Raw genomic sequence first — 14,527 nt, forward strand, 5'->3', positions numbered from 1 at the left:
GACTTTCTGGACAGCCCCTTCTTTTCTTCTAAATAATTTTCGATCGCATAGGCCACTCCGCTCTCATCATTTGTTTTGGTCACATGCTTAGCGATTTGTTTAATTTCATCGTAAGCATTCCCCATGGCAACGCTGATGCCCGCTTTTTCAAGCATGGATACATCATTATAATTGTCGCCGATCGCCATCGTATCTTTCAGGCTGATATTGTGCAGTTTGGAAAATTTCTCAAGGGCCACTCCTTTTTGAGCATCCGCATTCGTAATCTCAAGGTTGTTATTTGCGGATGAACTGACAGCCAGATGATCAATTTTTCTTAGCATGTCCACCGAGTTTGCGATCTTTTCCTGTTCGCTGGAAAAAGCCAAAACCTTGTAAACTTCAAGACCCTCTTTTTCCATCAACATGTCGTAATCGCTGATAAAATTTACGGTTCCCAATTTAAATCGCCTCAAAGCCGCTTTATGAACATCGTCTTCAGTGGCTTCAGGATTGGATGTCAGAACGATGTCTTTCATGACTTTAAACGCTTTTTCACGGTTATCGGTGTAGGTTCCCTCGCTCGTATACACTTCATAATAGATATCGTTCGCCCGGAGCGCCTTTTCAATATCAAAATATTGCTTGGACGGGATAGGGATGCTTGTTACCTTTTCCCAATTATCCGAACGAATCTCAGCCCCGTTCACACAGATCAAAGGAAGATACAGCTCTGCTTCACTCAATGTGTACCTTGCTTCATCAAATGAACGTCCTGTAGCAATGACCACCATATGACCTTCTTCCCTGGCCTTTTCAATGGCTTCTTTATTCGCTTTGGTGACTTTCAATTGCTTGCTTACTAGTGTTCCATCCATATCTATGGCTATCAGTTTCACTCTCATCATCCTTTATCTCTGTCTTTCCTTTTTTCAGTGTACCCCTTTTTTCCAATACATTACCTTAACTCTTAACAAAAGCGCAAGCGCATTTACGGTAATAAAAAAAAGAGCTAACAAAGCCCTTTTTGTAAGAAAGAGCTTTGTTAGCTCTTTTTCTAAAAAGGAGCACTATAGCTCTTTACCCATTAATCGTTATGAAAAAAACCTGTAAACACATCGATGAACGCTTGAACAACTTCTAGTGATTGAAAAAGTATAAGCGATAAAGCGTCTGTTGAAAAACAATCCAATCGCAGCAAATCGAAAAAGGTGTAAACAATACTATTCGCCTCCTGTCTATTGGATACCCATCCTAACATACATCGATTGCGATAAGAACAATTTTCAGTTCATAAAGAAGGAACAAAGGCTTAAAGCAGCCACAGAGCTTAATACCACTAAAATGATGTTCCAATTTAGATAGGCAGCGGCTCCTGCAACACAGGCACCGAGTAATCCAAACCACATGCTATCCTCGTTAATATGCAATATTCCAGGAAAAATCAATGCCCCGAGTATAGCGAAAGGAACATTTTTCAGTATCCGCTGCAGTCTTGGAGGAATCCGGTCTGCATTGATGAGGACAAGAGGCAAAACCCTCGGAAGATATGTAACAACTCCCATACCAGCAATCATCCAAAGCAAGCTACTCTCCATAAACATTCTCCTCCGTCACAAAAAATTCAATAGCTACGGCAGATATAAGTGTAGATAAAATGATTCCCCAACCGCCTGACAGCGGGTCATACAGAGAAAAAAGAGAGTTTAAAAAGGCGGCGGTTCCAGCCAATGCAATGACTTTTCGCGATTTTTTGGCAGAGGGAACCAGTAATCCGATAAACATCGCATATAGAGCTACAGCCATGCCATTTTGGACGGTTTCAGGAAGGCCCGATCCAATTAAAAAGCCAACGCCAGAATTGATGACCCAGCTTCCATAGGCGATCAAGCCCAGGCCAAGCATAAAGGCAGAACGCAGCTTTTTTTCTGTACGTGTAGCTGCTACTGAAAACGTCTCGTCCGTAATCAAAAAACCGTAAACCGCTTTAATCCACTTCGCGTCCTCGGACATTCTTTCGTTTAATGAAGCGCTCATCAGCAAGTGGCGGATGTTCATAATAAACGCAGTAATGATAATTTCAAAAGCCCCAGTCCCAGCTTCGATCATGGAAAGAGCAATGTACTGGGATGCACCGGCAAAGACGATCATACTCATGCCTACGGTTTCAACCAACGACAAGCCGCTGGACTTGGCCAGCAGGCCATAGGTAAAAGCCACGGGCAAATACCCTATCGCAATGGAAAGACCTGCTTGAACACCAGTAAGAAATGGATGGCTTTCCTTTTCTTCAGCAGGGAATGGCAGCATCATGTCGAACACTCCTTAAGTAGCTTCCTTAACCATTTGTATGTTATATTATACATATTGTATGTTATATGATATAAAACGACAAGGGGATTTTTTGTATGAATTTGAATGAAGTCATTGGCAGAAGATTAAAAGCCATGAGAGGACAAAAGAACTGGAGCCTCGATCAAGCAGCTAAAGCAACAGGAGTTTCAAAACCGATGCTAAGCCAGATTGAACGGGGAGAATCCAACCCTACCGTTAGTACACTGTGGAAAATCGCAAATGGATTAGGCGTATCATTCAGTTCCTTTCTGGAGGAAAATCAGCCAGCGATAAAAGAAGTGAACACTGCGGATGTCGTACCCATTGCAAACCAGGATGGAACATTCCTTGTCTCCCCTCTTTTTCCGATAGAACCTAAAAAGTCATTTGAGATTTATGCTGTGGAGCTTCTTCCTGGATGCCATTATACCTCTGAACCACATGCCCCTGGGGTGGAGGAATACCTACTCTTGCAAGAGGGATCCCTCTCATTAACGGTTCATCGGGAGGACTTCCAATTGTCTTCAGGTCAAAACATCCGTTTTGCTGCAGACTACGTCCATGTTTATAAGAATCAGGGAAGGGGCCCTGCAAAACTAATCATGATCATTTATTACCCATAATGAAAAAACAACCTTCCTTAGACGTGGAAGGTTGTTTTCCGGGTCGCTGCCTTTTTACGCGAAGGCGGTATATGGATCGCTTTTCCCGATGCGTTCTCGACCGCCTCAAGCCATGCTTCACTTAATGATGGATGGGCGTAAACAGGATAAGCGAGGTCTTCCTCTCTGGCTACCATTTCAAGGGCTGTTGTGCCTGACTGTATTAACTCTGCAGCTCCGGCACCCATCATATGAACACCTAGAATGAGCTCGTTCTCTTCATCCATCACCAATTTGGTCAGGCCTTCCTTTTGTCCGGCAAGACCGGCAAACCCGTTTCCGCCCATTGCAAACTGGCCGGTCTTCACCTTGTATCCCTCCTGCTTTGCTTCTCCTTCTGTCATCCCGACTGAGGCAATCGGAGGAACAGTATGGATAACAAGGGGCACAAGTGCCAGGTTAAAGGTTGAGTTCATGCCGCTGATACGTTCAGCGGCTACCTTTCCTTGCTTGATCGCCTTGCTGGCAAGCTTTATGCCGATCGTGCAGTCACCAACAGCATAGATGCCCTTCACACTTGTTTCGCCATATTCATTTATGACGATGAATCCTTGGTCATCGGTGCTCATCTTTAAAAAATCCAATCCAAGGCCTTGCGTGTTTGGCTTGTATTGACCGGAAATAAGCAGGTGGCTCCCCTCAAGCGTCAGTTTTTCCTGATCGGTTTGAACGGTAATGGCGACATGGCTTTCATATGAACAAGCTTCAAGCAACGTGCTGTTTTTGAATACCTTTATCTTCAATTTTTTTAGAACACGGTGCAGCTCTTTAGCTACCGTTTCATCGAGTCCAAACGTATCGTCCATACAGAAGATTGACACATTAGATCCCAGGTTCCGATAAGCAACTGCCGTTTCAAGCGAAATGTAATCTGATCCGCTGACCACAAGATGCTCCGGAAGCTCATGAAGGGTCGGCAGATCATTGGCGCTGATGATCTTTCCTTCCACCGGAGCAATTCCCTCCGGCATTACAGGAGAAGCTCCAACGGCAATGATCGCACTCTCATACTCATACATCTCATAATGATGGCCGGAATCCACACCGATCCGGTTTTCCGACATAAAGGTAGCTGTACCTTTGATCACTTCGATTTTGTTCGCTTTGCAAAGGGCTTCTACCCCTTTTTGCAGAGCAGATACTGTTTTTTGCTGATACTCTTTAAAATTTTGCAGTTCAAATCCAGGCGCGCCTGTCTGGATACCCATCTCGTTCAAGTGAGGAAGTGAAGCATAAGCCGCAGCCGCGTGCGTCAATGTCTTCGAGGGAATGCACCCCGTATTCAGGCAGACACCGCCCAGCTTATCTTTTTCAATGATGGTGACTTCCATGCCGAGCTGTGCCGCCCGAATGGCTGCATTATAGCCCCCAGGCCCGCCGCCGGCTATGATCAGCTGCCGCTTTTGAGTAAATTCTCCAACGACCATTTATATCAGCTCCAATACCATGACAGAAGGATTTTCAATCAGCTCTTTGAAACGATTTGTAAATTGTACTGCGGTCGCCCCGTCAGCAACACGGTGATCAAACGACATTGAAAGATTCATCATCGATCTGATTTGGATCTCGTCTTGAATGATCACAGGCATTTTCTTCGTTTTATGAAAAGCTATTAAAGCCACTTCGGGATGATTGATGATCGGGGTTGCACCCATGCTTCCCAGCGGCCCGACATTGGAGATCGTAAAGGTGCCGCCCGTCATCTCTTCTCTTGTGAGCCCGCCTTCTTTCGCCTTCGATATCTTAACTTTCATATCAGAATTAATGTCTTTAATGTTTCTGCGTTCAACATTCCTGATTACCGGTACGATCAAGCCGTCCTCAGCATCTGTGGCGATCCCGATATTTATTTCCTTCTCAAGTCGGATGACTTCATGTTCTTCATCCAGTTTACTGTTGAAAATCGGGAAATCCTGAAGAGCAAGCTGAATCGCTTTTACAAAAAATGCGGCGACTGAAACATTAAAGCCCTTGTTATTAAGAGGATCAAGACTTTTCATCTGTTTTTTCAATTCAAGCAAATTCGTCATATCCACTTCCTCAAAATGGGTGACATGCGGGATCGTGAACAGCGATTGTGTCATCTTTTTTGCTATTTGCTTTCTGCGTCCTCTAAATGGAATGGTATCTGCTTCCGCAGGTATACTACTTTCTTTCTTCTGTTTGAGAGCGGGCTTAGCAGCTGCTGGCTGCTCGTCTGATTTGGGTTCTGTTCTTTGTTTTGCAAATGAGAGTACATCTTCCTCAGTAATTCTTCCTGCCGGCCCCGTGCCCGTTACCTGCTCGATGTCAATGCCCTGCTCTCTTGCGATTTTCCGGGTGTATGGTGCAGCCAGCACCCGTTTAGTCAGCGTCGCGAGAGATGCTTCCCGTTCAGAGTTCTGGGGCGTCATGTTCTGCACGTCCTGCGGTGAGTTCATCTCTTTTTTAGCCTCTTGAACCGCCCCTTCTCCTTGCAGCGTAAGCAGAACGGTACCGACAGTGACCGTTTCTCCTTCCTTTACAAGGATGTCGGCCACTTTGCCGGCGATCGGTGATGGAAGCTCTGCCGTCACTTTGTCTGTTTGGACTTCAACAAGAGGCTGGTCAATGGAAACCGTGTCACCGGGTTTTACAAAGAAATGGATGATTTCTCCCTCATGCATTCCTTCGCCTATATCATGCAATTTTACTTCAACCATTTTTACAGCCTCCTAAAAGTTAATCACCTTATGAATTGCTGATGTCACCCTGGCCGTGTCAGGCAGATAATGATCTTCGAGTGCAAACATCGGAACTGGTGTATCAAAACCTGTAACACGCTCCACAGGCGCTTTCATGTAAAGGAATGAAGTGTCATTGATCAAAGAGACAAGCGTATCCCCAAGCCCTCCAGTAGACGGCGCCTCGTGCACGATGACCACTCTGCCTGTCTTTTGGACGCTTTGTGCAATGAGATCTTTATCTAGCGGATAAAGGGTACGCAAATCAATAACTTCCACATGTATACCATGCTTTTCCGCTTGCTCTGCTGCTTTTAACACTGGGTCAACCATCGCTCCATAGGTCAAGACCGTGACGTGTTCTCCTTCTTTCAGAACACTTCCCTTCCCGATTTCAACCGTGTACTTTCCTTCGGGCACCTCCATTTTGGAGCTCCTGTAGCATCTCATCGGCTCAAGGAACAGCACCGGGTCCGGATCCTCAATGCTCGCGATCAGCAGCCCCTTGGCATCATAGGCGTTTGAAGGAACTACCACTTTAATTCCCGGCATGTGAGTGAACAGAGCTTCCACCGAATCAGAGTGAATTTCAGGCGCGCGCACCCCCGCTCCGAACGGTGCACGGATAACCATCGGGACGGTAAATGCACCGAGTGTTCTGGCTCTGATCCTTGAAGCATGGGTCATAATCTGGTTGAAGGCTGGATAGATAAATCCCAGGAACTGCATTTCTGCCACAGGGCGGAAGCCGTTCATCGCAAGCCCGATGGATGTCCCTATGATGCCTGATTCGGCCAGCGGCGTGTCAATGATCCGCTTTTCGCCAAACTCATCCATCAATCCGTCAGTGGCACGGAACACTCCTCCGTTCCGCCCTACATCCTCACCTAGAACAATCACGTTTTCATGTTCCTTCATCATCGTTCGAAGTCCGTCCGTTACTGCCTGAACAAGTGTCAGCTTTTTCGTTTCAACTGCTGTCGTCATCTTACTCCCCCCTCATAAGCGCATAGGCTTCTTTTTGGTCATTGATCGTCCATGGATTTTCTGCAAATACATGGTCAAACATATCATTGACGTGCGGCGGCCGTTCGTTTTCCATCTCTTTTACAGCCGCCTCGATTTCCGCTGTTAATTCTTTTTCAAGATCTGCTGACCACTGGGTATCCCACATGTTCTCCAGCTTCATATACTTCTCCAGCCGGATGAGAGGATCGGTCGTTTCACGCCGGATCAGACTCTCGTTTTGATCTCTGTATTTGGACGGGTCATCGGCAGTCGTATGGGCACCATACCTCCAGGTCACCGCTTCAATTAGAGTCGGTCCTCCTCCGGCCCTTGCCTTGTCTATGGCTGCTTTTGTATGGAAGTACACTGAAAATACATCATTGCCATCCAGTCTTATACCTTCAATATCATAGCCGAGCGCTTTTTGGGCGATAGTCTTCGCCTTCATTTGCTTTTCTATTGGAACGGAGATCGCAAAACCGTTATTCTGGTTGAAAAAGACTACAGGAAGATTAAAAACACTCGCAAAGTTAAGGCCCTCATGAAAATCTCCCTCCGAGGTCGCTCCGTCTCCAAAGTAAACGATGGAGGCGCGGTCTGTTCCTTTCATCTTTTCAGCCCATGCGGTCCCGGCAGCATGAAGAAGCTGGGAAGCAATTGGCACGGCAGGTGGAAAAATGTTCTTTCCAGCGGGTGGAATACAGCCTTCCTGACGGCCTTTCCAATAGAGAAGCACATTCTTTACAGAGTGTCCGAACGTTAATGTCGCCCCGTGGTCACGGTAGGTAGGGAACATCCAGTCTCCTTCTCCCATCGCCATGGCACTGCCGATCTGCGCCGCTTCCTGGCCTTCAAACGGCACATATGTTCCAATACGGCCTTGCCGCTGAAGATTTACTCCTTTGCGGTCAAAGAGGCGGGCTCTCAGCATTTTTGTGTAGAGGCTTTTCACAAGCTCTTCTGTCAGTCTGATTTTATATGAATCATCTGCCAGCTTTCCGTCTTCGTTTAAAATTTGCTTCTTCGGAAATTGACTTTCCACATTAACTCCCCCTTTAATAGACTCCATATTAATGCCGGACCTTCCATTTCGGCCTTGTATCATGGGAAAAGAAACTGTTTCGCCTCTTACGGTGTTCAATCCTGTCCTCACAGAAGCGGTTGGCGGCTTCCATCGTAGATAGATTCTGTTCCTTGCTCTGTTTATAGATTGCCAGAAGAGAATCATAGATGGCTCTTGTCTGGTTCAGCACCCGGTCCCTATTCGGCCCGTAGAGCTCATCAGCAACCTGAATAAGCCCGCCGGCGTTCACGATATAATCAGGCCCGTAAAGAATTCCTTTCTGCTGAAGATAGATTCCATGCTTATCTTCGAGCAGCTGATTATTCGCACTTCCCACAACCGCTTTGACCTTGAGCCTGTCGATGGTTTCGTCATTAACCACACCTCCGAGCGCACATGGAACAAATATATCCGCATCCACTCCGTAGATCTCATTGCCCCCAACAATTTGCACTGTTCCAGGAAGAAGCTCTGACTGCTCCACGATGTTCTTCAGCGCCTCCTGATTAATATCGGTAACATACACATGAGCACCAGCTGCGACCAGATGCTCCGCTACCTTATAGCCCACTTTCCCGAGCCCCTGAATGCTGTAAGACATTCCGGAAAGATCTTCTGAGCCATACAGCGCCTGAAGGGTTGCTCTCAGTCCGTATATGACACCCTGTGCGGTAGGAACCGACGAATCTCCGCTGCCGCCATATTCATCCGGTACGCCGACGATACAAGAGGTTTCTTTCAAGGCATGCACAAAATCATATGGTGTCGTTCCCATGTCTGTGCCTGTAAAAAAACGTCCGTTCAACGAGTCCACGAATTGTCCAAACGCACGGAACAGTGCCGGGGATTTATCTGTCGTCGGATCACCAATGATCACCGACTTACCTCCCCCAAAATCCACGTCAGCTCCGGCACACTTATATGTCATTCCCTTAGAAAGCCGGAGTACATCTTCGAGTGCTTCATCCGTCGATTTGTACGGACGCATCCTGCAGCCTCCGAGCGCCGGCCCAAGCGTGGTGTTATGTATTGCGATGATCGCCTTCAAGCCGGTGGATGGATCGTTGCAGAATACCACCTGTTCATGCTGTGATATCTTTTCAAACATGATTTCTTCCCCCTCGGTAATCCTTTATCTCTTTGTCGCTTTAAAGTAAGCGCTTTCATTTTATGGTGTTCAGATGGTCATTTCATGCAGCCTCTGAGAAATTTTTTCTTTTGGAAGAATGTATTGTGTCACCTCTCCCTCTCCTACTGTTGCTTTCTCATTTCTTACTTCGACTTTGCAGATGACTGCTCTTCCTTTCAGTTCTGTAAGAGTTGCCGTTATCTCAAGTTTCATTCCTTCAGGTGTAGGGGCAAGATGCGAAGCTTTGATCCCTCCGCCGATTCCTTCCTCATCTTCTTCGAGGTAAGGCAGAATAATTTGTCTCGCAGCCCACTCCATATGATAAACCATTGATACGGTCGAGTAAGCGCGATGAACAAGTTTTCCTTCGAACTGCGCAAACATATCAGGCGTAACAACAGCCGTAATGGTTGCTGTATCACCGATTTTCATCCCTGGTTTCATGAAATCACCTCTTAGTAGTTACAAGCATTTGTATGACCGCAGACAATGAGGACATATTCCAGCTAATGGCCCATGCCCTCATGCACGATAATCATATAACGTTTTCTTAACGTAATAATATCATTGTGTTGAATAATCGGTCAATGAATAGCCTGAAGATTTCAAATCTATACAAAATATCAGGACTGTGAAAAAGTGAAGTTCGAAGGAGTGAAAAAATATGGACAAATGTCTATTATGCCAGCCGTTCGATCTGGATGATCAGCAGATTGTCTTAGAAAACACAACGTGTCTTTATATTCAAAGCCCGCAGCATCAATTGATCCTTGAAGGAAGCGGATTGATCATTCCTAAAGCTCACCGGCCGTCTGTGTTTGATCTGACACAGGAAGAATGGAATGATACTTACAGCCTTCTGGCCGATGCCAAGAAATACGTTCACCGCCGATTGAAACCGGATGGCTTCAATATCGGATGGAACTGCGGTGAAGTCGGCGGCCAGCATATCCCCCATGCCCATCCATGTCATCCCTCGTTTTGCGGATGAGCCTTATGAGGAAGAGGAATTCGCTCCTGGCTCAAAAGCTCCTCCAACCAACGCCCCCAAAACGAATAAAAGCTGTGTTCCGGTTGGAACACAGCTTTTGTTTTTCCAGAAGAATTAAGAGAGAAGCGCCCTGTCGCTTGCCATCTTTTCTCCCCGTATGCGCTGAAACTCATTAAGAAGACTTTCAACGGTTAAAGACCTTTTGTTGACTTCATCAACATCCAGGATGATCTGGCCTTTATCCATCATAATCAGCCGGTTTCCAAGATCAATGGCCTGCTGCATGTTATGAGTGACCATCATTGTGGTGAGGCCATGTTCAGCCACGATCTCTTTTGTTAATTTTGTGATCAATGCTGCACGGGAAGGATCCAATGCAGCTGTATGCTCGTCCAGCAAAAGGATATCCGGCTCTGTAAAGGTTGCCATCAGCAACGATAACGCCTGCCGTTCACCGCCTGATAACAGGCCGACCTTGGCAGTAAAGCGGTTTTCCAGCCCGAGGTGAAGAGACTTTACCGCTTCTTGAAAGAAATCCCTCGATCTTTTTGTAATGCCCCGTCTAAGGGTTCTTCTTTTATTTCGTGCATAAGCCATCGCCAGATTTTCCTCGATTGTCATTGTCGGTGCGGTTCCAGCCATCGGATCCTGAAAGACTCTTCCGATAAACCTGGACCGTTTATGTTCAGGCAGTGAGAGGATGTTTTTTCCTTTGATTCTGATCTCGCCGGCATCAGGAAACAGGACGCCCGAAATGACATTCATTAAGGTTGACTTTCCAGCTCCATTGCTTCCGATAACCGTGACGAAGTCTCCAGGCTCAAGTTTCAGATTGATATTGGAAAGTCCAATTTTTTCATCAGGGGTGTCTTCATTAAAAATTTTATGAACCGAGTTTAGATGCAGCAATCTCCTCACCCTTTCTGTCCATTGACTTGCCGTTCGTCAGCTTTCTCTTTGTTTTTCTTGCCTGTTCTTTTCTGGCTTCCAGCAATTTAGGCAGGATGAGAGAACAGACTACGATCAGCGCAGTGATCAACTTCAAATCCCCGGTTTCAAAAAATTCGATCTGAAGAGCAAAAGCAATGATGATACGGTAGACAACAGCTCCTAATACAACAGCAAGCGTTGCACGGGCAATAGATTTCGTTCCGAACAATGCTTCACCGATGATGACCGAAGCGAGACCGATAATAATCATACCGATTCCCATCCCGACATCGGCAAATCCGCCGTATTGCGCGATGAGAGCCCCCGCAAAAGCGACCAGTGCATTGGACAATCCGAGGCCCAGAACCGTTAAGCCATCCGTGTTTGCTGAAAAGCTTCGAATCATGCGCTTGTTGTCCCCAGTTGCCCGGAGTGCAAGCCCGATCTCCGTTTTCAGGAACCAATCGGCTGCCCATTTGATAAGCAGGGTCACAATGGCCATAACAATAAAGATGCCCCACGTTTTCGGCAGACTATCTCCCAGTCCAATCGCTGTGAACAGCTGATTAAGCATGCTGTCGAGTCCCAGCTTCTGCCAATAGGAAGTGGTTATAGAAAAGATAGTGCCCTCTCCTAATAGGGGCACATTGGACCGCTGCTCCATAATCCTGAGATTGATAGAATAAAGAGCGATCATCATTAGGATTCCGGAAAGAAGCGGATTGATTTTCCCTTTTGTATGTAAAATGCCGGTAATACACCCTGCGATAAAACCAGCGAGCATTCCTGCCAGAGTGGCGATGAAAGGACTCTGTCCGTGTACAATTAAGCCGGCAGATATGGCCGCCCCCGTGACAAAGCTTCCATCTACCGTTAAGTCCGGAAAGTCGAGTATACGGAACGACAGGTAAACACCAAGTGCCATAATGGCATAGATCACACCAGATTCCAAAGCGCTAAAGAGTGCAAACATCTGAATTCCTCCCCTAGAAACCGTTTCTATCGAAAAAACGTACTGGGGTTTGGCCAACACGGTGCGCCAAACCCAGCACGCGAGACTTACTTTATATATTCAGCCATCGAGTCCCAATCAGGTTTCAGTTGGACATTCATGGCCTCTGCCGCCTTCTTGTTGATGACGAGTTTCAGCTTTTGAGGGTACTGAACGTTGATTTCGCTCGGCTTCTTTTCACCTTTTAGAATCTTGGCTGCCATCTGCCCGGCTTCATAGCCGATATCATAATAGTCGAATCCGTAAGCTGCAAAAGCTCCTCGTTTGACAGAATCCAGCTCTCCGGCAAACATCGGGATATCCTTGTCCTCAGATACACTGATCACCGATTCAAGGGCAGAAACGACAGTATTGTCAGTAATGATGTAGAATACATCTGCACGTCCTACCAGTGATTCCGCAGCCTGCTTGACATCTGCAGAGGTTGAAACACTGGCCTCCACAGGCTTAAGATTCGATTTCTTCAGCTCTTTTTTCACAAGGTCTACTTGTGCAACAGAGTTTTGTTCTCCTTTGTTGTAAATCAGCCCGACTGATTTGGCATCGGTCTGCTTGTCGATGAACTCTATCGTTTTTGGAATGGCATCAGGGTGGGTATCTGTTGTTCCCGTTATATTTTCCCCTGGCTTGTCAAAGCTTTGGACGAGCTTTGCACCTACCGGATCGGTTACGGAGGTAAATACGATCGGGATATCTTGTGTTGCGTTAAGAGCATGCTGGGCACTTGGTGTAGTGTTGGCAAATATAAGATCGACTTTTTCACCTACAAGGTTTTTAGCGATCGTCTGGGAATTGTTCTGATCCCCTTGTGCGTTTTGGAAGTCATATTTTACATTTTTCAGCCCGTTGGCTTCGATGGCTTTTTTAAAGCCTTTGTAGGCTGCGTCAAGCGATGGATGCTCAACAAGCTGAGTAACGCCGATCTTGATTTCCTTGCCGCTTTTCTCCTCACTACTCGTTTCTTTCGTTGCTCCACAGCCTGCAAGCAGAAGCATTCCAGCCAGTGATACACCGAGTAAACCTTTCCATTTCTTCATTCTCTTTTCCCCCTTTAACTTCAGCAGACGCTCGAAAAAAGTTTTCAAACTATTTTCAAAATTAATTATATTATAAATCCTTTTCCTTTTAAAGGTCTCTTACCGTTTTTGCCATTGGGACAGCGCGCTGTTCCTTTGGCTCACTGCCGTACAGGCATCATCCATCATTTTCTGTATCAGCTCACTTGCACTCGGCAAGTCGCGAATGAGTCCTGCAATCTGCCCGCTGTTGATGAAGCCTCGATCAAAATCCCCCTTTACAGCACCAGCAATGTGCTGGTCTTCCGTCGTCAATGCATTAAATTCTTCGAGCGTAATGCCCTTTGACTCCCGCGATAGCAGCTTCTCGGCATAAGGTGCTTTCATCAATCTCCGGATTCTGCCCACCGACCGGCCAACGACGACTGTGCCTCGGTCATCTGCGTTAATGAGCGCTTCTTTATACCGATGATGGAAAGGCGCCTCCTTAACCGCTATGAATCTCGTTCCGAGCTGCACGCCGTCTGCCCCGAGCATCATCGCGGCAGCGATACCTCTTCCATCCCCAATGCCTCCAGCTGCAATCAGTGGAACCTTAATCGCGTCGGCTACCTGCGGAATGAGCGTCATTGTGGTCGTTTCAAATGGAGAATTCAAACCTGCTGCCTCATACCCTTCTGCCACGATAAGGTCGGCTCCTGCGTCTTCTGCCTTTTTTGCATGATAGACGGAAGCGGCCACACAGATCACTTTGATGCCGTGTTCCTTCAGCTTCGGAATATAAGGAGCCGGATTGCCCGCTGATAAGGCAACGGCTGGCACGCAATGCTTAATGATCAGCTGAAAAATTTCTTTTACATTTGAAGCCACAGTGAGTGGGACATTGACAGCGAACGGCTTCGATGTTTTCGAAACCGTCTCAACGATCATCGCTTCCACTTCTTCAGGAAGCATCGTTCCCACCCCAATCGTTCCAAGTCCACCTGCGTTCGAGATAGCTGCCGTCAGCTGTGCGTTGCTGACATTTCCCATCCCTCCTTGGATAATGGGAAATTGGATGCCTAAAATTTTGCATACAGGGTTCATTTTGTTACTCCTTTCTACGAATCTGTTATACTTTTAATAACAATAGTCAAAACAACAGGGAGGATCTATTCTATGAATTACACATTTAACGGAAAAGAGCCGCAAGTTGATGAAAGCGCTTTTATAGCGCCTGGCGTACATATCATTGGCGATGTCAAAATCGGTAAAGAATCCAGCATCTGGTTTAACAGCGTCCTTCGCGCGGATGAAGGCCCGATCACAATCGGGGACCGGTGCAATGTCCAGGATAACTGTACACTGCATCTATACGAACATTATCCTCTCGTTCTTGAAGATGAAGTTTCAATCGGCCACAATGTGATCCTTCATGGATGTACGGTCAGAAAAGGGGCGCTGATCGGCATGGGAGCGACAATCCTCGATGGCGCTGAGATCGGTGAACAAGCCTTTATAGGTGCTAACGCCCTTATTCCTCCCGGAAAAAAGATTCCGCCCCGTACGATGGTGATGGGCGCTCCGGGGCAGGTCATCCGGGAGTTGAACGCCAAGGACCTTGAGATTATCCGTATAACGATTGAAACGTATCAGCAAAAAGGACAGATGTTTAAGAAGGAGCTAAAATAAAGGTGAAAAAAGCACTTTCCCGCTCAGGAT

16 protein-coding genes are annotated in these 14,527 nt (G+C 46.6%); 3 read left to right on the forward strand and 13 right to left on the reverse strand.

All coding sequences use genetic code 11. The features are described from left to right. The 3 genes from ABHN01_RS08565 to ABHN01_RS08575 all read right to left on the reverse strand — a co-directional run. The coding region (locus tag ABHN01_RS08565; RefSeq protein WP_429875179.1) for a Cof-type HAD-IIB family hydrolase at positions 1–878 on the reverse strand (878 nt) is incomplete at its 3' end. 387 nt (positions 879–1,265) lie between these two features. Continuing rightward, positions 1,266–1,577: an AzlD domain-containing protein gene (locus tag ABHN01_RS08570; protein ID WP_290401793.1), complete on the reverse strand. Its 312-nt coding sequence runs from the start codon at positions 1,575–1,577 to the stop codon at positions 1,266–1,268. Next, positions 1,567–2,292 (reverse strand): AzlC family ABC transporter permease, encoded by a 726-nt coding sequence (locus ABHN01_RS08575; RefSeq protein WP_429875180.1) that lies wholly within the window; start codon positions 2,290–2,292, stop codon positions 1,567–1,569. The genes ABHN01_RS08570 and ABHN01_RS08575 overlap by 11 nt, the downstream gene beginning before the upstream one ends. Before the next feature lie 95 nt (positions 2,293–2,387). On the opposite strand from ABHN01_RS08575, the gene ABHN01_RS08580 reads away from it, so the two are divergent. Continuing rightward, positions 2,388–2,936: a helix-turn-helix domain-containing protein gene (locus ABHN01_RS08580; RefSeq protein WP_429875181.1), complete on the forward strand. Its 549-nt coding sequence runs from the start codon at positions 2,388–2,390 to the stop codon at positions 2,934–2,936. Between the two features lie 17 nt (positions 2,937–2,953). Here ABHN01_RS08580 and lpdA read toward each other — a convergent pair whose 3' ends face one another. From lpdA to ABHN01_RS08610, 6 genes are all read right to left on the reverse strand, one after another. Continuing rightward, complete coding sequence (gene lpdA, locus ABHN01_RS08585) at positions 2,954–4,402, reverse strand: dihydrolipoyl dehydrogenase (protein WP_429875182.1); 1,449 nt, start codon at positions 4,400–4,402, stop codon at positions 2,954–2,956. Next, positions 4,403–5,656 (reverse strand): dihydrolipoamide acetyltransferase family protein, encoded by a 1,254-nt coding sequence (locus tag ABHN01_RS08590; RefSeq protein WP_429875183.1) that lies wholly within the window; start codon positions 5,654–5,656, stop codon positions 4,403–4,405. It lies immediately after the preceding gene. Between the two features lie 12 nt (positions 5,657–5,668). Then, on the reverse strand, positions 5,669–6,664 hold the full coding sequence (locus tag ABHN01_RS08595) for an alpha-ketoacid dehydrogenase subunit beta (RefSeq protein ID WP_429875184.1): 996 nt from the start codon (positions 6,662–6,664) through the stop codon (positions 5,669–5,671). A gap of 1 nt (position 6,665) precedes the next feature. Then, the gene (gene pdhA, locus ABHN01_RS08600) at positions 6,666–7,727 is read right to left on the reverse strand and encodes a pyruvate dehydrogenase (acetyl-transferring) E1 component subunit alpha (protein WP_290401798.1); all 1,062 of its coding nucleotides are present in this window, start codon (positions 7,725–7,727) and stop codon (positions 6,666–6,668) included. 28 nt (positions 7,728–7,755) lie between these two features. Next, positions 7,756–8,856, reverse strand: coding sequence for a Leu/Phe/Val dehydrogenase (locus tag ABHN01_RS08605; protein WP_429875185.1), 1,101 nt, complete (start codon positions 8,854–8,856; stop codon positions 7,756–7,758). 69 nt (positions 8,857–8,925) lie between these two features. Next, a complete protein-coding gene (locus ABHN01_RS08610) occupies positions 8,926–9,321 on the reverse strand; it encodes a thioesterase family protein (protein WP_429875186.1) in 396 nt (131 codons plus the stop codon). Between the two features lie 220 nt (positions 9,322–9,541). On the opposite strand from ABHN01_RS08610, the gene ABHN01_RS08615 reads away from it, so the two are divergent. Continuing rightward, complete coding sequence (locus tag ABHN01_RS08615) at positions 9,542–9,868, forward strand: HIT family protein (RefSeq protein WP_429875187.1); 327 nt, start codon at positions 9,542–9,544, stop codon at positions 9,866–9,868. A gap of 114 nt (positions 9,869–9,982) precedes the next feature. Here ABHN01_RS08615 and ABHN01_RS08620 read toward each other — a convergent pair whose 3' ends face one another. The 4 genes from ABHN01_RS08620 to ABHN01_RS08635 all read right to left on the reverse strand — a co-directional run bounded on the left by ABHN01_RS08620 (position 9,983) and on the right by ABHN01_RS08635 (position 13,912). Further along, on the reverse strand, positions 9,983–10,777 hold the full coding sequence (locus tag ABHN01_RS08620; protein WP_429875188.1) for an ABC transporter ATP-binding protein: 795 nt from the start codon (positions 10,775–10,777) through the stop codon (positions 9,983–9,985). Beyond that, positions 10,752–11,771, reverse strand: a complete 1,020-nt coding sequence (locus ABHN01_RS08625; RefSeq protein ID WP_429875189.1) for an ABC transporter permease — start codon at positions 11,769–11,771, stop codon at positions 10,752–10,754. Before ABHN01_RS08625 ends, ABHN01_RS08620 begins: the two co-directional genes overlap by 26 nt. Before the next feature lie 86 nt (positions 11,772–11,857). Then, positions 11,858–12,847, reverse strand: coding sequence for an ABC transporter substrate-binding protein (locus tag ABHN01_RS08630; RefSeq protein ID WP_290401803.1), 990 nt, complete (start codon positions 12,845–12,847; stop codon positions 11,858–11,860). Positions 12,848–12,946: 99 nt separating this feature from the next. Continuing rightward, positions 12,947–13,912, reverse strand: coding sequence for an NAD(P)H-dependent flavin oxidoreductase (locus ABHN01_RS08635; protein WP_429875190.1), 966 nt, complete (start codon positions 13,910–13,912; stop codon positions 12,947–12,949). A 72-nt stretch (positions 13,913–13,984) separates the two neighbouring features. On the opposite strand from ABHN01_RS08635, the gene ABHN01_RS08640 reads away from it, so the two are divergent. Further along, complete coding sequence (locus tag ABHN01_RS08640; RefSeq protein WP_429875191.1) at positions 13,985–14,497, forward strand: gamma carbonic anhydrase family protein; 513 nt, start codon at positions 13,985–13,987, stop codon at positions 14,495–14,497. Positions 14,498–14,527 lie beyond the last annotated feature (30 nt).

It is taken from the genome of Fictibacillus sp. NRS-1165 (genome assembly GCF_050468105.1).
Lineage (GTDB): Bacteria > Bacillota > Bacilli > Bacillales > Fictibacillaceae > Fictibacillus_C > Fictibacillus_C terrinigri.